The organism is Citrobacter sp. RHBSTW-00599 (assembly GCF_013784065.1).
In the GTDB taxonomy this organism is placed as follows: Bacteria; Pseudomonadota; Gammaproteobacteria; order Enterobacterales; family Enterobacteriaceae; genus Citrobacter; species Citrobacter braakii.
In genome coordinates this window covers 2,855,179-2,878,481 of the sequence record NZ_CP056717.1, presented here as the reverse complement: position 1 = coordinate 2,878,481, position 23,303 = coordinate 2,855,179, and the positions used below count along the sequence as shown (strand labels likewise).

Here is a 23,303-nt window from a genome sequence, read left to right as displayed (position 1 = left end):
ATATAATTCAGAGGATTCGTCCTGAATGCGCTTTTGGCTTCTTTTCATCACAGCATTGTTTTTGGCGGGCTGCAGCAGCCATCGTGCTCCTGCGCCAAATGCCCGCTTGTCGGATTCTATCGCCGTTATCGCCGGGCTTAATGACCAGCTACAAACCTGGCATGGCACACCCTATCGTTATGGCGGCATGAGCCGTAGCGGAGTGGATTGTTCTGGATTTGTATTGATGACAATGCGCGATAAATTCGATCTGCAACTCCCGCGTGATACGCGCACGCAATCAAAGATTGGTACCGAAATTGATAAAGATGATTTGCTGCCCGGCGATCTGGTGTTCTTTAAAACCGGGTCTGGGGAAAGCGGTCTGCATGTCGGAATTTACGATACCAATAATCAATTTATTCATGCCTCAACCAGCCGTGGTGTGATGCGCTCGTCACTGGACAACGTTTACTGGCGCAAAAACTTTTGGCAGGCGCGACGTATTTAATCCTCATCAGTCACGAGGCTGCCTACGGCTGAGCAGCCTCGACATTTCCATTTGTTAGTAACTTCTTATTTCTGCCGCCAGCCGGACAATACCCCTGAACATTAAGAGCGTATCTTGCTAAAAATATGATTTATTCCGAGATATTAAAAAGTGCAAAGCTGGATATTCGCTTATAATCAGGATAAGCTAAAAAAAAGGGATTCGATTTACTGGCTATAAAGGGAAAAATGAAAGGGCCTCTACTTGCATCAGCAATAACGTATTTCTCCATCCTTTGCTACAGGATGCCGGATAACACCTATGCAGAGGGGCTGGCACGATGATTGTTTCAATGGATACTCTTTACCATTCAGAGTTCTCTTTTCTCCCTGCGAGAAACGAAAAAGGCGATCTTGAATACGTAGATATCATTACCAGTTTTGCCAGTGCGCAGGGGGATGTGCGTATACCCACCGAGCTGGTCCTACCTCGGATGTCGGACGAAGAGCAATGTCGGTTATTTACCGAAAAGCTTGAATTAATCGAAACGTGCCAACATTTTTTTATTCAACGAAAGGTTTCTGCCTGGATTAATTTAACGCCGGCAATTGCTAATACTTTATTATCAGATACTAAATTTGCTTCACAAGTTGAACGATTGTCATTTCTGGAACTGGCTATTAATGAAAACTATCCAGAGTTAAATAATGGAAAAGCGAATCCAACGCTGGCAGCACTGGCGGCGCGATTTCCATTAGTACTGACAAACTATGGTGCTGGCGGCATATCAAACCGGGCAATTTTTGATGGGCTGTTCAAACGCGTCGTGCTCGATAAAAACTTTGTTCAACAAAGGATTACACATATTTCGTTTGAGCCATTTATGCGGGCTATCCTGGCACAGCTATTTCCCAGCAGTGAGTCAATTATCATTAGCGGTATTGATACACCCGAGATGTTAGCGCGCGTACTGCCTCTGGGATTCAGCGCCATGCAGGGCGCGCTGTGGCCTGCTGTGCCCCCCGCGCAGATAATTTCGCTCGCGAAGATATAACCCTCATATTTGCTGGTGTTTAACAGGCTTTTAACAGTCTACACTAGAGACAGGAGGCCCTATGACCCTGTCTTTTACCACCCGCTGGCGTGATGAATTACCAGCAACCTATACAGCACTTTCACCCACTCCCCTGAAAAACGCGCGCCTGATTTGGCATAACGATGCGCTGGCGGAGCAATTAGCTATTCCAGAGACGCTATTTGATATTCCGACCGGAGCCGGTGTTTGGGGCGGTGAATCGTTGCTTCCCGGGATGTCGCCTTTAGCGCAAGTTTATAGCGGACATCAGTTTGGCGTCTGGGCGGGCCAGCTTGGCGATGGACGCGGGATCCTGTTGGGCGAACAACAGCTCGCTGACGGCTCAACGTGTGACTGGCACCTGAAAGGCGCCGGACTTACGCCTTATTCCCGTATGGGGGATGGTCGCGCCGTACTGCGCTCGACAATTCGCGAAAGCCTGGCCAGCGAAGCGATGCATTACCTGGGAATACCGACCACGCGGGCATTGTCGATTGTTACCAGCGACACGCCGGTGTATCGCGAAACGGTAGAATCAGGGGCGATGCTCATGCGCGTGGCGCAAAGCCATCTGCGCTTTGGCCATTTTGAGCATTTTTACTATCGCCGCGAGCCGGAAAAAGTGCGCCAGTTGGCTGACTTTGCGATTCGCTATTATTGGCCGCAATGGCAGGAAGAAGCCGATAAGTATCAGCTGTGGTTTAACGATGTTGTCACGCGTACTGCGACGTTAATCGCGGACTGGCAGGCGGTAGGATTTGCGCATGGTGTCATGAACACCGACAACATGTCGATTCTGGGACTGACGATGGATTACGGTCCATTCGGTTTCCTTGATGACTACGTGCCCGATTTTATCTGCAACCACTCAGACAACCAGGGGCGATACAGTTTCGATAATCAACCGGCCGCAGCGCTTTGGAACCTGCAACGTCTGGCGCAAACTCTGTCGCCATTTATCCCGGTCGAGGCGCTTAATGATGCGCTGGATAGTTATCAACTGGCGCTGTTAACACGCTACGGTCAGCGGATGCGACAAAAGCTTGGCTTCTTTAGCGAGCAAAAAAACGATAACGAACTGCTTAGTGAACTGTTTAACCTGATGGCGCGGGAAAGAAGTGACTATACCCGAACGTTTCGCATGCTCAGTCAGACGGAACAACACAGCGTGCAATCCCCGCTGCGCGATGAGTTTATCGACCGTGCAGCGTTTGACGACTGGTTCACGCGGTATCGCTCACGCCTGCAGCAAGACAACATTGCCGACGTAGTCAGACAAACGCAGATGAAGGCGGCTAATCCGGCGATGGTATTACGTAACTGGTTGGCGCAACGGGCGATTAATCTGGCAGAGCAGGGGGATTACGCCGAGCTGCATCGGTTACACGAGGCGTTGCGTACCCCATTTGTCGATCGTGATGATGACTATGTCAGCCGTCCACCTGACTGGGGCAAACGGCTGGAAGTGAGCTGTTCAAGCTAAGGGGCCAGAAACACCTGTGGGGATCCGTTGGCCGGATGCTGGCCAACGTGTACCTGGGCGCCATACCAGCGCTTCAGGTCATCGGCCTGTAACACGGCCTCTGGCGTTCCCTGCGACACCAGCCTGCCGTTGTGCAGCAACACTATTCTGTCTGCCCACAGTGCGGCGAGATTCAGATCGTGAAGCACAATGCACACATGCAGCTCTTGTGAAGCGGTAAGCGTCTTCAGCAAGCGCAACAGATGCTGCTGGTGGTAAAGATCCAGCGCAGAGGTCGGTTCATCAAGGAATAACCAGCCGCGAGGCGCGCCGTCGCACCAAAGTTGCGCCAGTGCACGGGCTAACTGTACTCGCTGTTGCTCGCCGCCGGAAAGCGCGGCGTATTGCCGGCCCGCCAGCGGTGTACATCCGGTCATTTCCATCACCTGAGCGATAAGTCGAGGTTCCGACCGCGAGGTCCAGGGCGCACGCCCCATCGCGATGACGGCCTCTACCGGCCAGTCAAATCCCAACTGCGTTTGCTGGCGCATCACCGCCCGATGCCGCGACAGTGTTTGGCTATGCCATTCATCCAGCGGTTTACCCGCCAGCACGCAACGCCCTATAGCCGGTTTCAGAAAACCGGTCAGCAGGCGCAGCAGGGTGGATTTCCCCGCACCGTTTGGGCCGATGAGCGCCACCAGTTCACCTTTTTCGAGAGCAAGAGTGACGTCGTCAATCACCGCTCTGCCCGCGACGCGATAGTGAAGCCCTTCAGCGATGAAATGTTCAGCCATGCGGTCCTCGCTGACGAAAAATAAGCCATAAAAACCACGGTGCGCCCAGAAGACTGGTTAGCAAACCGACCGGCATTTCCGCAGGCGCAACCGCCGTACGGGCCAGCGTGTCGGCTATCAGCAATAAAAATGCGCCCGCCAGCACGGAACCTGGGATAACGGCCCGATGGTCTGAGCCGAGCCACATGCGCATCAGATGCGGGATAACCAGCCCGATGAAGCCAATTACGCCGCTTACCGCCACGGCTGCGGCAACCAGCAGTGCGCTACAAAGTAGCAAAACACGCTGAACAATACGCACATCTACACCGAGGTAATGCGCCTCTTCCTCACCTAACTGCAGCAGGTTCAGCGCCGGCGCCAGACGCCAGATGATCAGCACCGTCGGGACAGTCAATGAAGTGACAGCCAACAGCGTGGACCATTGCGCGGCCCCCAGACTGCCCATCCCCCATAGCGACAACTGGCGCAGTTGCGCGTCATTACTGACCCACGACAGAACGCCAACCGCCGCCCCGCACAGCGCGTTGATGGCAATACCGACCAACAGCAGACGTGAGAGTGAAGCGTCGCGCTGTTGGCTAAGGATAAAAATAACCACCGTTGCCGCCAGCGCACCGAGAAAAGCGGCCAGCATGGGGGCGTACAGCATCAACAGCGCGGGCAAAGAGACCGGCAGCACTACCCACAGGGCGACGGCGCAGGCGGCACCGCTGCTTATCCCCAGTAATCCCGGATCGGCAAGCGGGTTGCGAAACAGGCCCTGCATCACGCAGCCCGCGAGCGCAAGAGAACCGCCAATCACCAGCGCCAGCAGGACGCGGGGCAGGCGAATGGTGAGCCAGATTTGACGCAGTGCCTCATCGCCATCACGCCACAGCAGACTTACCGGCAGGCGCAACGCGCCAAAACCGGTAGCCATAATAGTCATCACGACCAACATGAGTGCGAGTGTCCATAAAGAACAACGGATACGTCGCGACATCAGGGCAATTGCTCAGCTTTAGCGCGAAGCTGCAAAATGGCCTGCGGGGTGCGTACGCTAAAGCCGAGCAGCGCCATATCGTCAACCTGCAATACCTGTTTATTTCGTCCGGCAGGCGTCTGCGCCAGGCCCGGCAGCGCCCACAGGTTATCTTCGCCACCCATCGCCTTAACGCCGTCCTGTGAAATCACCACCAGATCGGGCTGGCTGGCAATGACACCTTCCTGCGACAGCGGCTGATAGCGGTTAACACCCTGCATTGCGTTGCGCAAACCGGCGGCACGAATAGCCGCATCGGCTGCGGTTTGCTGGCCCGCTGCCATCGCGGTCATCCCGCCATGATTGAGAATAAACAGCACGCGTTCGTTAAGTTCAGATGACGGCAGCGCCGCCAGTTCCTGACGGAAGCGGGTGCGCAGCGTTTCGCCATCGGCCTGCCTATGGGTGGCTTCGGCGATGACGCGAATTTTTTCATCAATCACGTTAAGCGCGTTGCTTGCCGGGATCGTTACAACCCTGACGTTGCTCTGTTCGAGCTGTTTTAGCGCCAGAGAGGGCTGCGCCTGCGCGCTGGCAAGGACCAGCGTAGGGCGGGTGGCAAGGATCCCTTCGGCGTTGAGTTGGCGCAAATAACCGACATCAGGTAGGGCGTTTGCTGCTTCAGGCCACTGGCTGGTGCTGTCTCGCGCCACAAGGGAAGACTGTGCTCCCAGTGCGTATACAATCTCGGTGACATCGCCACCGAGAGCAACAACCCGTTCCCTGGACGCAGCCAGCGCTACGATGGGCAGTAGCGCAATCAGGACCAGCAGTTTTTTCATGCGGCCAGCCCCTTCGGCGTCAGTGCGTCAATTTGCGCGCGCCATTGCGTCTGCTCCGGTTCGCCTTCCGTTCGTTGACCATACAGCTGGGCGATTTGCGTGCCGTCGGCAGCAAACAGTTCCAGGCTGGTGACGTGGCCATCGGCGGTCGGTTTGCGCGTTACCCATGTTTCTGCCACGCTCTCTTCCAGCAGGTGTAAGGTAAATGTCGGGTTGAATATATTCAGCCAGCCTTTCATCGGCACCAGTTTTTCTATCACACCGGTAAAAATCTGTACGCAGCCACGATTACCCACAAAGACCATAATTTCATTGCCATCCTGGCGCGCGGTGTCGAGTAACTGCGCCAGAGCGCTATTTGCGACTTTACAGGCCAGATCGTCGCCCACCAGGTTAAACGCCTGTTGGCGGGTGAGATCGTGGCGTTTCAGCAGACCGAAGAACTGGTGTACATCGGTCATGGCTCGCCACTCTTGATCAACAGTCTGCGCATCGACCGTGACGGTGGCTGGAGCAGAAGGGGGGGCGGGTTGCAGCGCCAGAGGCGGGTTTTCAGCGAAGATGAAACGGGTCAGCAACGCAGCCCATTCCTCAATGAGGGTATTCTGTGTGGCATAGACCTTCAGTAGCGCATCCCCCTGATGGTCAAAGAACTGAATGCTCTGACGTTCGCCGTGGGCGGTTGTTTCGCTGATATGGAACACGCTTGCCCACTGATTGAGGAACAGGCGCAGGTCGAGGGCGCGCGGATTGAGTACCAGTCCGGCATGACCGTTCAGGTGCTGATTGGTAAACGCACCAACCTGCTCATGCACCGCATATTCGTTGCGGCATATACATTTGGTTTCGCCGACGGCTTCCAGTGCGCCGAGGATTTCACGCACTTCGCCACGTAAGCGCCAGGCGTCATGACCGACGCGCGCGAAGGTCAGTTCGGCTTCGCTAATATTCATCAATCCCGCAATATCACGTGCGTATTTGCCAGGATTTTCTTTCTTCAGTTCCAGCCAGCGTGTGTAATGATTCATTGTCTCTTCCTTCCAGATTGCTGCCCCGGCGAACCGGGGAAAAGTGATTACCACTGATAACTCACGAAAATTTTGCCATTACGACCATCCTGCGGAATGCCCTGCGGCGACCAGTACTCTTTGTCGAAGGCGTTGCCCAGTACCAGCGTGGTGGTCATACCTTTCAGCGCTTGTTGGCCCTGATAGCTCACGTAGAAATCGTTTACCGCATAACCGGGCTGTTTCGTGTAGCTGCTGCTGATATGCGTTGAACGGTCAGCAAAGGTACCTATCCAGCCAACGGAGAAACCGCTGTGCGCAACCGGTACGTTCAGTTTGCTGGTGACGGTATCCGGGTTAATGCTGGAAATGTATTCGCCGGTGTCTGTATCTTTGCCGCGCGTACGGTTATAGGCCATGTCGAGGCTGAACAGATCGGCGGAATATTTCGCCATCACGTCCCAGCCCCAGATTTTGGCGTTGGGTACGTTATAGGACATGGTTGTCGCGGCGGCGAAGTCGACGCTGGTGGAGATGTAATCTTTCGCTTTGGTGTCGAAATAGCTGGCTTTAAATTCGAGCGCATCGCTCGCCATCAACAGATCGTCAAAGCGCAGGCCAAATCCGTATTCCTGGGTTTCGTTGGTTTCCGGGCGTAGGTTAGGGTTCGGCACCCAGTAGTTGGTGTAAAAACGGCCAATCGAGAAGTGTTTCGCATCGTTATACATCTCGCCCATGGTCGGCGCACGGAAGGCCTGAGCGTATGAACCGAACAGCATCAGCCAGTCGGTTGGCGCAACGGTGAGCCCGGCGCGGGACGACCATTTATCGGCATCGACATCTTCATAGCCGTCGCTGCTGCCGCGATAAGAGTCATAACGGGTACCGCCCAGCAGCGTAACTGGCAGGTCGCGCAGGGTGATTTCATCTTGCAGCCAACCGGAGCTGAAATCGATTTTTGCCTCCGGGAAACCGGTGGTTGCGCCGCCTGGCTGTTGTTCCTGACGATAGTATTCCCCGCCGTAGGTCAGCAGGTGAGATGCAAAAGAGTCGGTAAACAGACGGCTGCGGTTGTCGATTTTGCCGCCTTTGGTGGTTTGTTTGCGAAACTCGCCGGTGTTATCCGTGTTTTGCGCATTAATGCGTGCTTCGGACCAGTAGACGCGGGCATCCGCGTTCAACCAGTCATTGTCGGCTGGAGCAATCGAGTAGGTCAGTTGCGCGTCGCGCTGGATGGTTGAGCGATCGGTCATCGGGTTGCTGGTGGCATCCGCCGCGCTGGTTTGCGGGTTTTTAGGTTCACGGGCGTCATTGTTGTAGTAACGCAGCGAGCCGGCCAGCGTCTGGGCGCTGTCAATTTTCCAGCTGCCCTTCGCCAGCATATTGTTAATCGCTTCGTCGTTTGGTGCCGTAGTACCGTCGCTCTGGCGCAAATCACCGCGATCGCGACTGGACCAGGCAAGCAGTCCGTCCAGCGTATCGGTGCGACCAAACGCGCTGGCGCCCATACCGAGGCTATGATCGCCGGTTGCCGCGGTACCGAACACGCGATAACCACTGTTTTGTCCGGCTTCCAGCAGATCTTTGGCATCCGCAGTGTCATAGGCGATCACACCACCTAACGCGCCGCTACCGTACAGCAGTGCAGAAGGGCCACGGACGACCTCGATGCGTTTGATCAGCGCCGGATCGAGGAAGGTACTGTTCAGGTGTCCGGTGTCGGTTCCCTGACGAACGCCATCAACCAGCACCAGAACGCCACGTCGATCGTAGCCGCGCAGATTCACGTCCTGGCCGTTAGTGCGACCGGTGCCGTCAAGGGTCAGGCCCGGAACCGTACGCAACAGGTCGGCTGCCGAGCTGGCGGTCTGGTTTTCCGGCGCGGTGGCATCAATCACGCTGACCATCATCGGTGCTTCAAAAGCACTTCGGGCATTGCCGGTAGCGGTGACGGTCATATCTTCTACCGCCGCATACGCGACGGCGGGCAGGTTACTGATAATCGCCAGCGCCAAGAGCGAAGGGCGCAGGGATGCAGTGTGCAGGTGTGGCATAGCAACTCTCCATTAGGAAATCGAAAAGCGCTGGCTGCCTGGGTACTACCTGGGTGGCTGGCGAAAAGTGGTGTTTATTTGGTCAGAATGAGTTTTCCGGCTTGTGTCTGGCGCAGCAGATAGAGCTGACCATCGTGTTCTATGATCACGCGCCCCTCTTTGCCCAGCAGACTTTTACTGTCAATTCGGCGCTCGTTTGGCGCGACGGCAGGCGGTGTTTTTTCTTTTGCGGGCGTTGTTGTGTTATCCATACGTGAATAGTTTTTAAAAATAACAATCAATTTAACAATGATAATCATTATCATCAAACTGCAAAATTGCGGCAAGCCTTTTTGTGAAATAATTGTGACGAGAATAGATTTTGTACAATAAGGAGGGGGAAAACAAAGGATTAGCACCGGGCAACGTGATGTTACCCGGCGAACAGCATTAAAAACGGCTATCAACCGCAGAGGCGAGTTTTTCAACCAGTAGTTCAGTATCTTCCCAGTTCAGGCACGGGTCGGTAATGGACTGGCCGTAAACCAGCGGCTGGCCGCTAACGATTTTTTGCGTACCTTCACGCAGGAAACTCTCCGCCATAATCCCGGCAATCGCCGTCGAACCATTGCGAATTTGCTGGCACACATCATCACAAACGTCCAACTGACGACGATGCTGCTTCTGGCAATTGCCATGGCTAAAATCGACCACCAGATGTTCAGGCAGGGAAAATTCGTGCAGGGTATCGCAGGCGGCGGCAATATCTTCAGCATAATAATTCGGCTTTTTACCGCCGCGCATGATGATATGCCCGTAAGGATTACCGCTGGTCTGATAAATGGTCATCTGGCCGGTTTTATCCGGAGAGAGGAACATGTGGCTGGCACGGGAGGCGCGAATCGCATCGACGGCAATACGCGTATTGCCATCCGTACCGTTTTTAAAGCCGACCGGGCAGGAAAGCGCAGAGGCCATTTCACGGTGGATCTGGCTTTCGGTGGTGCGTGCGCCAATGGCTCCCCAGCTGATTAAATCGGCAATAAACTGACCGGTCACCATGTCGAGGAATTCTGTTGCCGTGGGTACGCCCAGTTCATTGACCTGCAACAGCAGTTTGCGTGCCAGTTCAATGCCGTGGTTCACGCGGTAGCTGCCGTTTAAATCTGGGTCGGAAATTAAGCCTTTCCAGCCCACTACGGTGCGCGGTTTTTCAAAATAAGTGCGCATCACGATTTCCAGACGCGCCTGATGTTTTTCGCGCAGCGCCTGTAAACGCGTCGCGTATTCCATGGCGGCATCAAGATCGTGAATCGAGCAGGGACCTACGATCACCAGTAAACGAGCGTCTTCACCATTTAATATTTTTTCTATCCGGCGTCGGGAGTCCGTAACATGACGGGCGACGGAGGACGAAACAGGATGCCGTTGCGCAAGCTCTGCTGGAGTGACCAGGTTGTCAATACGCGCAGTACGGAGTTCATCGGTTCTGTTCATTACTTGTCTCAGAAATTTGTTGCTTCAACGGCAGGACTACCGGGAAGTGATGTATATCACAATATCATACTCATCCTGCCTGGTGGCGAGCATAATAACAAAAAATCGAACCAATGCACTAGCATTCTAGTACATGCGGCGATTCAGCCCCATGATGTCGAGGATCTTGGTAGCAATCTCTTCTACCGAATAATTGGTACTGTTCAGCCATGGGATCTGGTTTTTCCGGTATAGCGCTTCCACCTCAGCAACCTCCATCCGGCACTGGCGCATCGAGGCGTAACGGCTGTTTTCCCGGCGCTCTTCGCGGATGGCCGCCAGGCGCTCAGGGTCAATGGTCAGGCCGAACAATTTATGCTGTAACGGCTTCAGGGATGCTGGCAGCACCAGATTATCCATATCATCGGCAATAAAGGGGTAGTTGGCCGCGCGAATGCCAAACTGCATGGCCAGATACAAACTGGTCGGGGTTTTACCGCAACGGGAAACGCCAAGCAGGATCACCTGCGCCTGATCGAGGTTGCGCAACGAAATACCGTCGTCATGAGCGAGGGTATAATCAATGGCGGCAATGCGCGCGTCGTACTTGTTAAGGTTGCCGGGGTTCAGGCCGTGGGTACGATGGGCGATCGGCGTAGGGTCGAGCTTCATCTCTTGTTGCAGTGGGGCAACCAACGCCTGCACGATATCCTGACAAAATCCTTCGCTTTGCAAAATGATCGAGCGAATTTCCGGCAAAACGATAGAGTAAAACACCAGAGGGCGCACGCCAGTTTGTTGATAGATCGCGTCAATCTGGTCTTTAACCGCTCGCGCACGACTCTCATTTTCCACAAACGGCAGCGTAATGCTGCTGATCGTAACCGGAAATTGTGACATTACCGCGTGGCCCAATACCTCGGCGGTGATGGCCGTACCATCAGAAATATAAAATACGTGACGATCAACAGCATTATCCATTTTGCTCATCCTGGGGCTGACATAATTCTCTGAAAGCATAAATTAAAATTCGCCAGAAGCGAATATTGCTGCATCTATTTTGTAAAATGAAATGGTATTTTTATATTTACTGAAAAGTACATTTCATTTTTCGGAACAAATGTTTATACCGGTAGTTTTTGTGGTGATCCCCTGTGGCTCGCGGGTTTGCGCAAATGCGGAAACAATCTGAAAAAATAAAAAATAAAGTTGCTTGAACGATTCACCGTTTTTTTCGTTGAGGTAAATATGCAAAGATAATTACGCAAAATTGAGTTTCCTAACCTCGTTCATATATAAGGATTGTTCGATGTCCAACAATGGCTCGTCACCGCTGGTGCTTTGGTATAACCAACTCGGCATGAATGATGTAGACAGAGTTGGGGGCAAAAATGCCTCCCTGGGTGAAATGATTACTAACCTTTCCGGTATGGGTGTTTCCGTACCGAATGGTTTTGCAACGACCGCCGATGCGTTTAACCAGTTTCTGGACCAGAGCGGTGTAAACCAGCGCATTTATGAGCTGCTGGATAAAACGGATATTGACGATGTCACCGAGCTTGCGAAAGCCGGCGCACAGATCCGCCAGTGGATTATCGACACTCCTTTCCAGCCGGAGCTGGAAAATGCCGTCCGCGATGCCTACGCGCAGCTGTCAGCAGACGATGCCCATGCCTCTTTTGCCGTGCGCTCTTCCGCCACCGCAGAAGATATGCCAGATGCGTCATTTGCCGGTCAGCAGGAAACCTTCCTCAACGTCCAGGGATTTGATGCCGTACTGGTTGCTATCAAACACGTCTTTGCCTCGCTGTTTAACGACCGTGCAATCTCTTATCGTGTTCACCAGGGTTATGACCATCGTGGCGTGGCGCTCTCTGCTGGCGTTCAGCGGATGGTGCGCTCAGACCTCGCGTCTTCCGGCGTAATGTTCTCCATCGATACCGAATCCGGTTTCGATCAGGTGGTGTTCATCACTTCCGCATGGGGCCTGGGCGAGATGGTTGTGCAGGGTGCCGTTAACCCGGATGAATTCTACGTGCACAAACCGACTCTGGCGGCAAACCGTCCGGCGATCGTCCGTCGCACAATGGGTTCGAAAAAAATCCGCATGGTCTACGCGCCAACCCAGGAACACGGCAAGCAGGTGACGATTGAAGATGTACCGCAGGAGCAGCGCGACATTTTCTCCCTGACCAACGCAGAAGTGCAGGAGCTGGCGAAGCAGGCGGTACAGATCGAGAAGCACTACGGTCGTCCGATGGACATCGAATGGGCGAAAGACGGTCATACCGGCAAACTGTTCATTGTGCAGGCGCGTCCGGAAACTGTGCGCTCGCGCGGCCAGGTGATGGAGCGTTATACGCTGCATGCTCAGGGTAAAATTATTGCTGAAGGTCGTGCTATCGGTCACCGCATTGGCGCGGGTCCGGTCAAAGTCATTCAGGACATCAGCGAAATGAACCGTATCGAACCTGGCGACGTCCTGGTTACCGACATGACCGACCCGGACTGGGAACCGATCATGAAGAAAGCGGCGGCGATTGTCACCAACCGTGGCGGTCGTACCTGTCACGCGGCGATCATTGCCCGTGAACTGGGGATCCCGGCCGTGGTTGGCTGTGGTGATGCCACCGAGCGTATGAAGGACGGTGAGAAAGTCACTGTCTCCTGTGCCGAAGGTGATACCGGTTATGTTTACGCTGAGATGCTCGACTTCAGCGTGAAGAGTTCCAGCGTGGAGACCATGCCGGATCTGCCGTTGAAGGTGATGATGAACGTGGGTAACCCGGACCGGGCTTTCGACTTCGCCTGTCTGCCAAACGAAGGTGTCGGCCTGGCGCGTCTGGAATTTATCATCAACCGCATGATTGGCGTACACCCGCGTGCGTTGCTGGAGTTCGATGACCAGACGCCTGAGCTGCAAAACGAAATCCGCGGCATGATGAAAGGTTTTGATTCCCCGCGTGAATTCTACGTTGGTCGTCTGACGGAAGGGATCGCTACGCTGGGTGCGGCGTTCTATCCAAAACGCGTTATCGTGCGTATGTCAGACTTTAAGTCCAACGAATATGCCAACCTCGTCGGCGGTGAGCGTTATGAGCCGCATGAAGAGAACCCGATGCTGGGCTTCCGCGGGGCGGGCCGTTACATTGCTGATAGCTTCCGCGACTGTTTCGCGCTGGAATGTGACGCAGTGAAACGTGTCCGTAACGATATGGGCCTGACTAACGTAGAAGTGATGGTACCGTTTGTCCGTACCGTTGCCCAGGCGAAAGCGGTAGTGGAAGAGCTGGCGCGTCAGGGGCTGAAACGCGGTGAGAACGGACTGAAGATCATCATGATGTGTGAGATCCCGTCCAACGCCTTGCTGGCCGAGCAGTTCCTTGAGTACTTTGACGGCTTCTCCATCGGTTCAAACGACATGACGCAGCTGGCGTTGGGACTGGACCGTGACTCTGGTGTGGTTTCTGAACTGTTTGACGAGCGTAACGACGCGGTGAAAGCGCTGCTGTCGATGGCGATTCGTGCAGCCAAGAAACAGGGCAAATACGTGGGTATTTGCGGTCAGGGTCCATCCGATCACGAAGACTTCGCTGCCTGGCTGATGGAAGAGGGCATCGACAGTCTGTCGCTGAACCCGGACACCGTCGTGCAGACCTGGCTGAGCCTGGCTGAACTGAAGAAGTAACATCATGCCGGATGGTGGCGTAAATGCCTTACCCGGCCTACGGTTAGTATGCAACGTAGGCCGGATTAGAGGTGTTAGCATCGCCATCCGGTACTTTACCCTTCAACGCTTTCCACACTCTCCACGCTTAAACGCTGAATGATATCCTGACGCAGCTGGTATTTTTGTACCTTGCCTGACGCCGTGCGCGGTAACGTTTCGACAATGACGATGTGTTCCGGATATTTATACTTTGCCACCCGTTTGCGGCTAAAAAAGGCCACCACTGATTCCAGCGACAGCGAATGATGCGGCGGTTTCAGCACCACATAAGCGCACGACCGTTCACCTAACCGATCGTCTGGCATCGCGACAACGCAGGCATCATGAATGCGCGGATGCTGTAATAAAATATCCTCCACTTCGCGGCTGCTGATGTTTTCCCCTCCGCGCACAATAATATCTTTTTTACGCCCGGTAATTTTGATGTATCCCGCTTCGTCCATGCGGCATAAGTCGCCACTGTAATACCAGCCATCTTTGTCCAGCGCGCGGGCGGTCAGTTCAGGCTCATCGAGGTAGCCCATAAAAACATTGGGGCCACGCGAGGCTTCTTCACCTTCGACCCCTGCAGGCAACGTATTGCGCGCTTCATCGACGACTTTAATTTCAACGCCTGCGGCGGCATATCCATCGGTATTCATTATGCGTGAAAGTGAATCGTCGAGATTGACCAGCGCATGCGGCGAGCTCTCCGTCGAACCATAGATGCTTAACAATTTAATGCCGCGCTGTTGGCAGTCACGGGCAATCTTTTGCGGAATAGTGGTGCCACCGCATAAGAAAAAACGTAGTGATGTGAGATCACAGGGCCGTTTTTCCAGGCTACACAACATGTCGTAGACGAAGGGGGTTGCACCGAGCACGCAGGTACAGCGTTGTTGCTCGAGCAGTTCAAGACAGGCGGTTGGGGTGAATATATCCAACAATACGCTGCGTGCGCCGATTAAAAACGGCGCGGTAACGCCATGCAAAAAACCGGTAGCGTGTCCCAGTGGGGCGGGCATCAAAAACACATCCTGCCAGGTGAGATTGAGTCGGGCACAGTAGGCGCGTTCGCTGGCAAGGATATTGTTGTGGGTTAACATTACGCCTTTCGGCATTCCCTCTGTCCCGGAGGTAAACAGCACGGCAGCCAGTTCATCGGCGTGAACGTTAATAACCTGGGTTAATGGCGGAGCCTGAAGCAGTTGGCTGAACGCCAGCGAAGCGGTGGCCGGTGCCAGTTTATCTACGGCGACAATCTGTTGCAGATGCGGCAACTGGTTTTGCAAGGGGAGGATCAGATCAACCGGTCGGGTCTGTTTAAACAACGTCGGTGCGAAAAAAATCTTCGCTTTGCATTTGTTCAGTACCCACACCAGTTCCGCTTCGCGCCAGGCAGGCAGCAGTGGTACGGAAACGGCTCCGGTTTTCAGGCAGGCCAGGTAGATAATGGTGAACTCGCACCAGCCAGGCAACTGAAAGGCAATGCGATCGCCGGGTTGGATCCCGCAGGCTACAAACCAGGTTGCCAGACTGCTGGCAGCATCGTCGAGTGCAGAGTAGGTATATGAAGCGCCATGATTATCAACCACGGCGATTTTATCCGGCATGGCTCTGGCGGTTTGGTGCCAGTAATCGCCAAGCGAAGCATCTCCCCATAAACCCAGTTGTCGCCAGGCCTGGCGACGTTCGGCGTTAAACGTAAGTGTGATACTCATGAAGTTATTCCCAGGATTATTTCGGCATACATCTGACCGGATGGCCAGGCGGGGCCAATCCGGCGTACAACATGCAAAATCCGTTAGCCGTAGCGGAAATCAACGCCAAATGTTCCGAGCGGGTATTCCCATTGTGTGAGGATCGTGTCACCGCACAGCACCCGGCAGGTGCCGCACTCCAGGCAGCCTGCGGAATCAAAATGAATATTTCCACTCTCATCCTGTTTATACAGTCCGGCGGGGCAGGCTTTCAGCAACTTGCGAAATTCATTAAGGTCGGGATGTTCAGCCAGAATGATGTGCGGGTGGCCTTCATCAACATTAAATTTATTGACGCCCAGTTTGACGTCGACGTTAACGTTAGTGTCCTGATTCATAGTGCGGTGGCCCCCTTGATGCCGTCTTTCAGTAAGTTCATCAGCCCAATTTGCCTGGCATGGGACATGATCATCTTGCGAACGGGCTGATTTGGGCTTCCGTCGACGGTAAACATATCGTTCATGATATCGGCCACCATGCGGGGATACTGGGTGAACAGGCGCGGGTTTTCCATCAGCGCCGGGATCTTGCGAAAATGCTGTAAATCACGCATCACACAGCCCTGTTCGAGGGCGCGTTTGTAATCCATCAGGCTACTGGCCGAGTAATCCTGGCGCTCTTTTGCTGCAATGGCTGTTTGGGCGGCGGCCTCTGCGGAAGCTATCGCCAAATCCATGCCGCGCACGGTATAACCCAGATTCAGACAGAAACCAGCGGCATCGCCGACGATCATTACCCCGTCATCAACCAGTTTCGGAACCATTGCCAGACCGCCTTCCGGTACCATATGTGCGGAATACTCCAGCAGTTCACCGCCGGCAATCAGCGGACGAATAGTCGGGTGTCGCTTAAAGTCTTCCAGCATTTGCGGAATGCTTTTCGTGGCATGGGCAATATCCCCCAGACCACACACCAGGCCCAGAGAGATGGAATCCTGGTTGGTATACAGAAATCCGCCTCCCATCAGTCCATCAGACGGTGAGCCTGCGAACAGCCAGGCTGCACCTTCGTTGCCTGACAGATTGAACCGATCCGCAATCACCGCCGACGGTAAGCCGATCAGCTCTTTTACGCCAACGGCATAGTGATGCGCAGAAGAGGGGGGAACCATCCCCAGCGACCGTCCCAGCATAGAATTAACGCCATCGGCAAGGATGACAATATTGGCTTCAAGGATATCGTCCCCGGCTTGCACTCCGGTGACCTTATTGCCTTCGCGAATTAGCGCGTCGACGCGCACGCCGGGGATGAACTGCACGCCAGCCTGTTCCGCTTTTTCCATTAGCCATGGGTCAAGCCGGTTGCGCAAAACGGTATAAGAGTCCTGCGCTGGCGCGTTGTCTTTTTCACGATGGAAGTCGAGGGTAACGGCGCTCTCTTCGGTCAGGAAGGAGATTTTTTCGCGGGTGACTTTACGTTCGAGAGGCGCTTCCTGCGCGAATCCGGGCATGATGCGCTCAAGGCTGTGCGCGTAGAGTCTCCCGCCGGTCATATTTTTACTGCCCGCACTGTTGCCGCGCTCAATGACCAGTACGTCCAGTCCGGCCCGGGCCATAACGTAGCCTGCCATTGTACCCGCTACACCAGCACCGACCACAATGGCATCAAATTTTTCATCTGACATGCTTTATGCTCCTTTCCCGCCGCAAGGGCAGCGGGAGATGTGCGTTAAGGGGATTAGCGGCTGAGATGGTCGATAAGGGCCGGAACCACTTTGTAGATGTCGCCCACCAGACCGTAATCGGCGTAATTGAAAATAGGGGCTTTTTTATCTTTGTTGATGGCGACAATGACTTTCGCGCCGTTACCGCCGACCATATGCTGAATTTGTCCTGAGATGCCCAGTGTGAGATACAGGTCTGATTTCAATAACACGCCAGAAACGCCAATGTAGCGTTCGCGTTCCATCCAGTTTTCGCCTTCGGCAATCGGTCGTGAACAACCCACTTCAGCACCCAGCACCGATGCCAGTTGGCGCACCATTTCCAGATCGTTTTGCGCCACGAGGCCGCGACCCACACCCACCACGCGCTTGGCTTTACTGAGATCCACGCTGCTCACGGATTTGGCGCGACGCTCCAGGCACATCACTTCATGGTGCGGCGCGATGTACGTTGCTGAGACAACCGGGCAGTTGTGTGAGGCGTTTTCCGCGACCGGTTCAAGCTGGCCTGGGGCAAGCGTGATAATCGCCAGCGTACTTTTGATTTTTTCTTTGCCAAATGCCAGACCACCATACATGCGGTGTTCGGCGAACAAAATGCCTGCATCCAGCGTTACCGATGTGGCGTCGTTCACCATCGCTGCGTTGAGCTGAATGCTTAAGCGTGCGCCAAGGGATTTGGCTCGTTTAGTCGCGGACATCAGCAGCAGCCCGGCGTGTTCCTGCATCAGGGCGGCGATGGTCTCAGCGTAATTTTCAACACGCTGTAAACCGGAGGTTGCGTCGAGCACGACTATCTTATCGGCGCCCAGGGCTTGCAACTGATTGGCCTGGTCGCTGCCTTGTACGATAAGGTGAACCTGCTCACCCCACAGGCGAGCGCCGGCCATTAATTCTGCATAGCGTTCTACGTTATCGCTGAACACCCAGACGTTGGCTAATTTACTCATGATGATTTCTCTCCGTTGGGCTTAGTTCAGGGCTTTTTTCAGGTGTTCAGCCAGTTCGGCAATGGCTTCTGCTGAGTCATTTTCCAGAATGATGTGCTGACGTTCGGTTTGCGGCGGCACGGTAAGGCTCACCAGTTCCGCTAACGGTGACGCAGGTATCCAACCAATATCGCTGGCTTGCCACGGGGTGACCGGTTTTTTACCCGCGCCCAGAATCGCCTTCATCGAGGGAATTCGCGGTGTGTTGATATCTGACGTCACGCACAGTACGGCGGGGAGCGGCAGATCAATTACTTCGACTTCATCTTCAAGCGTGCGCTCAACCACAAGGCGATCGCCGTTACGTTGGATGTTGCTGACGGCATTAATCACCGGGAGCTGTAATAGTTCGCCAACCAGTAAGCCGACCTGCTGCGCGTAGATATCCCCCGATCCTTCACCGAACAGCATCAGGTCGAAATCCATATTGTTGGCCGCACAGGCCAGCGCCTGAGCGGTATCCCGGGGTAATGAATGCTCCAGTTGTGGATCCTGCACCATATACAAACTGTCCGGACCGCGGGACAGCACGTCTTTACGCACTTTGGAGTTTTGTAGTAGCGACCCGCCCACCGTTAAGGCGACGATTTCATCACCCTCTGCGCTAAGTTGCGCTGAGGCCTCTATCGCATTTAAGTCAAACTGGCTGATTTTGGCATCGGCCCGGTCAAAGTTAAGCGAGCGCTGTGGGGTAACAACAATGTCCTGTTCTTCAGGCACCAACTTAAAGCAGGTTATTATTTTCATGGCATCTCCAGTGATTCTCGTGTGGATGATGACGTGGTGCGTCATTATCGACAGTAGGGAAAATTGACTGAAAATAGTGTGCGACAGAGGGAGGGCTGTTTTCGACGGGGAAATCTGTTTTCATTGCCAACAATCTTGCAAAAAAAACGTCCCGGGAATGCCTGGTTTATCAGCAATAATCAGACGGTGCGTCCCAGAGGAAAAAACGGGAACACAAAGACAGTGAAAATAATTGCGAAATGCATCATGTTTTTAATCGCCTCTGCGCTGAATTTGTTTCTTATATGTAAATTATTAATGCAGACTTAATAACATTTATTCTTTTTGATTATTATAAAACGCAAATAATCAATGGCAGCAATGTACCAAAGCAAAAGGTGTCATCTTGCAGACGGGGCAAATAATTTTGTTTCGCCGGGAAGGAATAACGTTGTATAACGTCATTATCATTTTTATTTTCTGATATTAATAATCCCAAAATTGCTGCCTTTAGGTGGAGGTTGTCATGTATCAACGCTGCTTTGATAATGCCGTGGAGACCCTTTTTGAACAGGGGAAAACCCCGAGATTCTCGCGATTCGTCATCAGTGATGACCCTAACTGGGAGTCGGGTCATCACGTTCACGATAATGAAACAGAGCTTATTTATGTCAAAAAAGGGGTCGCAAGATTAATTATCGATTCGTCGCTGTATGTCGCGCATGCCGGGGATATCGTGGTGATAGAGCAAGGGCGACTCCATGCGGTTGCTTCGGATAGTAGCGCGCCTGCAACGACTTACACCTGCGCGCTCTACGGTTTTCGTTTCAACGGCTGGCAGGATAATCAGCTATTGCAGATGCACTCGTGTCCGGTGATTAGCGTTACTCAGGGGAAGGAGGTTATTAAGAGTATCTTTAATGAGTTGGGGGTTATGCTCCCCCAGAGCAAAAATAACCTGACATCTTCAGCCTACGACGCTTTTGCTTATGCTCTAACCGTTTTATTTTACGAAAACTTTAAAAATGCCTATCGTTCTGAGCAAGGTTATATTAAAAAAGATGTCTTAATTAAAGATGTGCTGGTTTATTTAAATAATAACTTCCGCGAAAAAATTACTCTTGATCAGTTATCCAAAAAATTCCGGGCCAGCGTGAGTTATATCTGCCATGAATTTACTAAGGAGTATCGAATTTCGCCGATCAATTATGTGATTCAGCGACGAATGACCGAGGCGAAATTTGCCCTGACGAATACGGAAGCTTCGTTAGCGGAAATCTCCTGGCGGGTAGGGTATGAAAATGTCGATCACTTTGCCAAACTCTTTCAGCGGCATGTAGGCTGTACCCCCAGTGATTATCGCAAGCAGTTTAAAAATAATCTGGTTGAGCAGGAATGCTTAATGCCAGAGGTCTGATTATCCTGGCTCGTGCCGGAAAACGCTTGTGCGCTATCCGGCACGGATTATCGCTTACTTATTCTGATAATCTTTCAGGATTTGGCGTCCGGCGACGTAAATCATAATTTCGTCGGTGCCGCCGCCAATGCGCTCGCAGCGAACATCGCGCCAGAATCGGGAAACGCGCGCTTCATCGGTGTAACCCAGCCCGCCCATGATCTGAATGGCGTCATCAATCACTTCCATTGCCGTGCGGGCGCAGTACAGTTTTGCCAACGCCGCGCTGGTCCGCAGCGACTGTTCCTGATCGGCCTGCCAGGCGACTTTCAACACCATATTGCGCATGTTTTCAATTTTAATCGCCATCAGCGCCAGTTTTTCCTGGATCATCTGGTTATGGCCAATCGGTTTACCAAATGCGATGCGCTGGTTAGCGTAACGGGCGGCATCTTCGAAGGCGCACTCGGCGAAACCGGTACTACGCGCGGCGTTGATCAACCGTTCCATCTCAAAGTTGTACATGACGTTGAGGAAGCCCATGCCTTCTTCGCCGACCATATCGCTTTCGTCTACTTCAACATCATCAAGATAAACTTCGCAGGTGCTGAGCATGTGCCAGCCGATTTTATGCAACGGGTTCACCTTAATGCCGGGTTTCTTCGAATCCACCCACCACAGCGTAAAGGCTTTCTTCGGATCTTTCGGCTCCGGGTCGCGAGCCAGTACCAGCATATAAGGATACTCTTTAGCGCCGGTGATAAAGGTTTTTTGTCCGTTGAGATATACCTTGCCGTTTTTGCGGGTGTAGCTGGTGGTGGCGCTGTTATTGTCTGAACCTGCTCCCGGTTCGGTTAATGCCAGCGCATAAGCCGGATCGCCCGTTTCCATGGTGCTTTCTGCCGTTTTACGTAACTGCTCGGCGGATCCAAAACGACGCATACTGTGAATGCACTGACCGTTCGTGATTAAAAAAGCGGGTGCGCCGCATTTGGAAACTTCCATCAGTGCCAGCATCTGCGTGACGTAATCTGCCGGGATACCGCCGAACTCTTCCGGAACGCCCAGCATTGAAATACCGTTGTCCGCAAGGGCGCGCATAAACTCTTTCGGATAGGTAGCCGTCTGATCGCAGGTACGGAAATATTCCTCCGGGAAATTGCTGGTAATCAGTTCGCGAATGCTGGCAAGCAGCAGCTCTTGTTCTTCAGTTAATGAAAAATCCATCAGGGTACTCCTTTTAATTGGCGGCATCGGGCAATATAAAACCCATCGAAGCATCGATAAATAATCTTTCGTCCATCAGTTTCAGTTCCGGAGAAATAACCGGAGGGAAATCCATTTTGTCCAGAATGTCTTCCTGTAAAGAGACTCCTGGCGCAATTTCGACTAAATGAAGGCCATCTTCTTTTAACGTAAATACAGCACGCTCGGTGATGTAACGCACATCCAGTCCGCGCTCGAGTGCAATTTTTCCGCTGAAAGTGACTTCAGGTAATTCGTTGACGAATTTTTTCACCCGGCCTTCCTGCACGATATTTAATTTGCCATTGGCAACTTCCGTTTTCAGGCTTCCGGCAGTTAACGTGCCGCAAAATATTATTTTCTTCGAGGTGGCGCTAATATCGATAAAACCGCCGGTTCCCATAATTTTGCCATTGAATTTATGTACGCCGACATTGCCGTGGCGATCCACTTCGGCGAAGCTTAAATAGCATACATCCAGCCCACCGCCGTGGTAGAAGTCAAACTGGGAGGTCATATCCAGAATCGCGCGGGTGTTGACGTTGGCGCCAAAAGCGATGCCCTGGGAGGTAATTCCGCCAATCGGACCGGTCTCGACCGTCAGAATAAAGTCGTCAGCGCAGCCTTCTTCACGTGCAACGAGACCAATACCATCGGCGATACCCACGCCAACGTTGCCGACCGCGCCTTTGCGCATTTCGAACAGGGCGCGTCGGGCCACCAGTTTACGCTGATTGAGCGGCAGGGCAGTCTGCTGGCTGTCATCAAGGACAAAATCGCCCGAGATAAAGCGGTTAACCGGCGCGCCGCCGTACAATTGAGTTTGATCGGGATCGATGACCACAATATCGACCAGATAGCCCGGAATACGCACGGCTTTTGGGTGCAGTGTGGCTTTCTTCACCATTTTTTGCACCTGCATCATGACGATACCGCCGTTGTTGTGAACGGCCTGAGCAATCACCAGCGCGTCGAGATACATAACTTCATCTTCAAACGTGGCGTAACCTTCGCTGTCGCAGGTGGTGGCGCGAATAAAGGCGATGTTTGGCGCAATGGCTTTGTAGTAGAGGTACTCTTTGTTATCAATTTCCACCAGCTTGATCAGATCTTCGGTGGTCACTTCATTCAGCTTTCCGCCCTGTTGGCGGGGATCGACAAATGTTCCGATACCGATCTCACTCAGAATACCCGGCTGGTGGGCTGCCGAGGCACGCAGGGTCTGGGTTAATACGCCCTGAGGATAGTTATAGGCGGCAATTTTATTCTGCTCAGCGAGGTCGGAAATTCGTGGTGATTGTCCCCAGTGGCCGCATAATGCCCATTTGACTAAACCTTCTTGTGCTAACGGGCTAATTCCACGGTCAGCACGGTCACCTAATCCCGTTGGGCTAATCAATGATAAGTTTCGGGGTGAGTGTGCGTTTTTATATTTTTCAGCCAGCGCATTAATTAATGTTGTTGCTTCGAGAATACCGCCACCTGCGCCTAATACGCAGAGCGTTGCCTCATCAGGAATATAATTAATGGCATCCGCTGCGGATAATACGGGGACCCGACCATCAATGCGTTTTGGTCTTGATAATTTCATGTGAACTCCAGATTATATGCGTGCGACTACCTGTCGCTATATTCGACAATAATAATGTGAGTTATTTAATAATGTCCGGCCACCTGCCCGATATTCGTG

At 53.1% G+C, this 23,303-nt stretch carries 20 protein-coding genes; 5 read left to right on the top strand and 15 right to left on the bottom strand.

What is annotated here, in order from left to right; translation table 11 throughout:
- Window positions 1-25 precede the first annotated feature (25 nt).
- The 3 genes from HV243_RS14025 (at window position 26) to selO (ending at window position 3,027) form a co-directional block, all read left to right on the top strand.
- The gene (locus HV243_RS14025; protein WP_003832591.1) at window positions 26-490 is read left to right on the top strand and encodes an NlpC/P60 family protein; all 465 of its coding nucleotides are present in this window, start codon (window positions 26-28) and stop codon (window positions 488-490) included.
- Window positions 491-809: 319 nt separating this feature from the next.
- The gene (locus tag HV243_RS14020; protein ID WP_016152875.1) at window positions 810-1,523 is read left to right on the top strand and encodes an EAL domain-containing protein; all 714 of its coding nucleotides are present in this window, start codon (window positions 810-812) and stop codon (window positions 1,521-1,523) included.
- Between the two features lie 61 nt (window positions 1,524-1,584).
- Window positions 1,585-3,027: a protein adenylyltransferase SelO gene (selO, locus tag HV243_RS14015; RefSeq protein ID WP_053389677.1), complete on the top strand. Its 1,443-nt coding sequence runs from the start codon at window positions 1,585-1,587 to the stop codon at window positions 3,025-3,027.
- On the opposite strand, the gene HV243_RS14010 is transcribed toward selO, so the two are convergent.
- From HV243_RS14010 to ppsR, 8 genes are all read right to left on the bottom strand, one after another.
- Entirely contained in the window at window positions 3,024-3,803 is a 780-nt protein-coding gene (locus tag HV243_RS14010) for a heme ABC transporter ATP-binding protein (protein ID WP_053389676.1), read from the bottom strand. The genes selO and HV243_RS14010 overlap by 4 nt on opposite strands.
- Window positions 3,796-4,788 carry an iron ABC transporter permease gene (locus tag HV243_RS14005; protein WP_053389675.1) on the bottom strand — a complete coding sequence of 331 codons (993 nt, stop codon included), beginning with the start codon at window positions 4,786-4,788 and terminating at the stop codon, window positions 3,796-3,798. Before HV243_RS14005 ends, HV243_RS14010 begins: the two co-directional genes overlap by 8 nt.
- On the bottom strand, window positions 4,788-5,609 hold the full coding sequence (locus HV243_RS14000; protein WP_053389674.1) for a hemin ABC transporter substrate-binding protein: 822 nt from the start codon (window positions 5,607-5,609) through the stop codon (window positions 4,788-4,790). The genes HV243_RS14005 and HV243_RS14000 overlap by 1 nt, the downstream gene beginning before the upstream one ends.
- Window positions 5,606-6,637, bottom strand: a complete 1,032-nt coding sequence (gene chuS / locus HV243_RS13995) for a hematinate-forming heme oxygenase ChuS (protein WP_016152880.1) — start codon at window positions 6,635-6,637, stop codon at window positions 5,606-5,608. Before chuS ends, HV243_RS14000 begins: the two co-directional genes overlap by 4 nt.
- Before the next feature lie 47 nt (window positions 6,638-6,684).
- Window positions 6,685-8,670 (bottom strand): TonB-dependent hemoglobin/transferrin/lactoferrin family receptor, encoded by a 1,986-nt coding sequence (locus HV243_RS13990; RefSeq protein WP_019076664.1) that lies wholly within the window; start codon window positions 8,668-8,670, stop codon window positions 6,685-6,687.
- A 74-nt stretch (window positions 8,671-8,744) separates the two neighbouring features.
- Complete coding sequence (gene hemP / locus HV243_RS13985) at window positions 8,745-8,975, bottom strand: hemin uptake protein HemP (RefSeq protein ID WP_016156349.1); 231 nt, start codon at window positions 8,973-8,975, stop codon at window positions 8,745-8,747.
- A gap of 124 nt (window positions 8,976-9,099) precedes the next feature.
- Window positions 9,100-10,146 carry a 3-deoxy-7-phosphoheptulonate synthase AroH gene (gene aroH, locus HV243_RS13980; RefSeq protein ID WP_016152883.1) on the bottom strand — a complete coding sequence of 349 codons (1,047 nt, stop codon included), beginning with the start codon at window positions 10,144-10,146 and terminating at the stop codon, window positions 9,100-9,102.
- 126 nt (window positions 10,147-10,272) lie between these two features.
- The gene (gene ppsR, locus HV243_RS13975) at window positions 10,273-11,106 is read right to left on the bottom strand and encodes a posphoenolpyruvate synthetase regulatory kinase/phosphorylase PpsR (protein ID WP_016152884.1); all 834 of its coding nucleotides are present in this window, start codon (window positions 11,104-11,106) and stop codon (window positions 10,273-10,275) included.
- 328 nt (window positions 11,107-11,434) lie between these two features.
- Between ppsR and ppsA the strand changes: the two genes are divergently transcribed.
- The gene (ppsA, locus tag HV243_RS13970; protein ID WP_016152885.1) at window positions 11,435-13,813 is read left to right on the top strand and encodes a phosphoenolpyruvate synthase; all 2,379 of its coding nucleotides are present in this window, start codon (window positions 11,435-11,437) and stop codon (window positions 13,811-13,813) included.
- A gap of 95 nt (window positions 13,814-13,908) precedes the next feature.
- Here ppsA and fadK read toward each other — a convergent pair whose 3' ends face one another.
- The 5 genes from fadK to HV243_RS13945 all read right to left on the bottom strand — a co-directional run bounded on the left by fadK (window position 13,909) and on the right by HV243_RS13945 (window position 18,993).
- A complete protein-coding gene (gene fadK / locus HV243_RS13965) occupies window positions 13,909-15,555 on the bottom strand; it encodes a medium-chain fatty-acid--CoA ligase (RefSeq protein ID WP_053389673.1) in 1,647 nt (548 codons plus the stop codon).
- A gap of 83 nt (window positions 15,556-15,638) precedes the next feature.
- Window positions 15,639-15,932: a ferredoxin gene (locus HV243_RS13960; protein WP_016152887.1), complete on the bottom strand. Its 294-nt coding sequence runs from the start codon at window positions 15,930-15,932 to the stop codon at window positions 15,639-15,641.
- Window positions 15,929-17,218 carry an FAD-dependent oxidoreductase gene (locus HV243_RS13955; RefSeq protein WP_053389672.1) on the bottom strand — a complete coding sequence of 430 codons (1,290 nt, stop codon included), beginning with the start codon at window positions 17,216-17,218 and terminating at the stop codon, window positions 15,929-15,931. The genes HV243_RS13960 and HV243_RS13955 overlap by 4 nt, the downstream gene beginning before the upstream one ends.
- Before the next feature lie 53 nt (window positions 17,219-17,271).
- The gene (locus tag HV243_RS13950) at window positions 17,272-18,207 is read right to left on the bottom strand and encodes an electron transfer flavoprotein subunit alpha (RefSeq protein ID WP_016152889.1); all 936 of its coding nucleotides are present in this window, start codon (window positions 18,205-18,207) and stop codon (window positions 17,272-17,274) included.
- A gap of 21 nt (window positions 18,208-18,228) precedes the next feature.
- The gene (locus HV243_RS13945) at window positions 18,229-18,993 is read right to left on the bottom strand and encodes an electron transfer flavoprotein (RefSeq protein WP_053389671.1); all 765 of its coding nucleotides are present in this window, start codon (window positions 18,991-18,993) and stop codon (window positions 18,229-18,231) included.
- A gap of 505 nt (window positions 18,994-19,498) precedes the next feature.
- Between HV243_RS13945 and HV243_RS13940 the strand changes: the two genes are divergently transcribed.
- Window positions 19,499-20,389, top strand: coding sequence for an AraC family transcriptional regulator (locus HV243_RS13940; RefSeq protein ID WP_016152891.1), 891 nt, complete (start codon window positions 19,499-19,501; stop codon window positions 20,387-20,389).
- A gap of 54 nt (window positions 20,390-20,443) precedes the next feature.
- On the opposite strand, the gene HV243_RS13935 is transcribed toward HV243_RS13940, so the two are convergent.
- Both HV243_RS13935 and HV243_RS13930 read right to left on the bottom strand, forming a co-directional pair.
- Window positions 20,444-21,595, bottom strand: a complete 1,152-nt coding sequence (locus HV243_RS13935) for an acyl-CoA dehydrogenase (protein ID WP_003836610.1) — start codon at window positions 21,593-21,595, stop codon at window positions 20,444-20,446.
- 13 nt (window positions 21,596-21,608) lie between these two features.
- Complete coding sequence (locus tag HV243_RS13930; protein ID WP_046274671.1) at window positions 21,609-23,204, bottom strand: acyl CoA:acetate/3-ketoacid CoA transferase; 1,596 nt, start codon at window positions 23,202-23,204, stop codon at window positions 21,609-21,611.
- Window positions 23,205-23,303 lie beyond the last annotated feature (99 nt).

Coding starts and splice junctions, on each gene's coding strand:
- HV243_RS14025 (WP_003832591.1), top strand. CDS start 26: ATGCGCTTTTGGCTTCTTTTCATCACAGCATTGTTTTTGGCGGGCTGC.
- HV243_RS14020 (WP_016152875.1), top strand. CDS start 810: ATGATTGTTTCAATGGATACTCTTTACCATTCAGAGTTCTCTTTTCTC.
- selO (WP_053389677.1), top strand. CDS start 1,585: ATGACCCTGTCTTTTACCACCCGCTGGCGTGATGAATTACCAGCAACC.
- HV243_RS14010 (WP_053389676.1), bottom strand. CDS start 3,803: ATGGCTGAACATTTCATCGCTGAAGGGCTTCACTATCGCGTCGCGGGC.
- HV243_RS14005 (WP_053389675.1), bottom strand. CDS start 4,788: ATGTCGCGACGTATCCGTTGTTCTTTATGGACACTCGCACTCATGTTG.
- HV243_RS14000 (WP_053389674.1), bottom strand. CDS start 5,609: ATGAAAAAACTGCTGGTCCTGATTGCGCTACTGCCCATCGTAGCGCTG.
- chuS (WP_016152880.1), bottom strand. CDS start 6,637: ATGAATCATTACACACGCTGGCTGGAACTGAAGAAAGAAAATCCTGGC.
- HV243_RS13990 (WP_019076664.1), bottom strand. CDS start 8,670: ATGCCACACCTGCACACTGCATCCCTGCGCCCTTCGCTCTTGGCGCTG.
- hemP (WP_016156349.1), bottom strand. CDS start 8,975: ATGATAATGATTATCATTGTTAAATTGATTGTTATTTTTAAAAACTAT.
- aroH (WP_016152883.1), bottom strand. CDS start 10,146: ATGAACAGAACCGATGAACTCCGTACTGCGCGTATTGACAACCTGGTC.
- ppsR (WP_016152884.1), bottom strand. CDS start 11,106: ATGGATAATGCTGTTGATCGTCACGTATTTTATATTTCTGATGGTACG.
- ppsA (WP_016152885.1), top strand. CDS start 11,435: ATGTCCAACAATGGCTCGTCACCGCTGGTGCTTTGGTATAACCAACTC.
- fadK (WP_053389673.1), bottom strand. CDS start 15,555: ATGAGTATCACACTTACGTTTAACGCCGAACGTCGCCAGGCCTGGCGA.
- HV243_RS13960 (WP_016152887.1), bottom strand. CDS start 15,932: ATGAATCAGGACACTAACGTTAACGTCGACGTCAAACTGGGCGTCAAT.
- HV243_RS13955 (WP_053389672.1), bottom strand. CDS start 17,218: ATGTCAGATGAAAAATTTGATGCCATTGTGGTCGGTGCTGGTGTAGCG.
- HV243_RS13950 (WP_016152889.1), bottom strand. CDS start 18,207: ATGAGTAAATTAGCCAACGTCTGGGTGTTCAGCGATAACGTAGAACGC.
- HV243_RS13945 (WP_053389671.1), bottom strand. CDS start 18,993: ATGAAAATAATAACCTGCTTTAAGTTGGTGCCTGAAGAACAGGACATT.
- HV243_RS13940 (WP_016152891.1), top strand. CDS start 19,499: ATGTATCAACGCTGCTTTGATAATGCCGTGGAGACCCTTTTTGAACAG.
- HV243_RS13935 (WP_003836610.1), bottom strand. CDS start 21,595: ATGGATTTTTCATTAACTGAAGAACAAGAGCTGCTGCTTGCCAGCATT.
- HV243_RS13930 (WP_046274671.1), bottom strand. CDS start 23,204: ATGAAATTATCAAGACCAAAACGCATTGATGGTCGGGTCCCCGTATTA.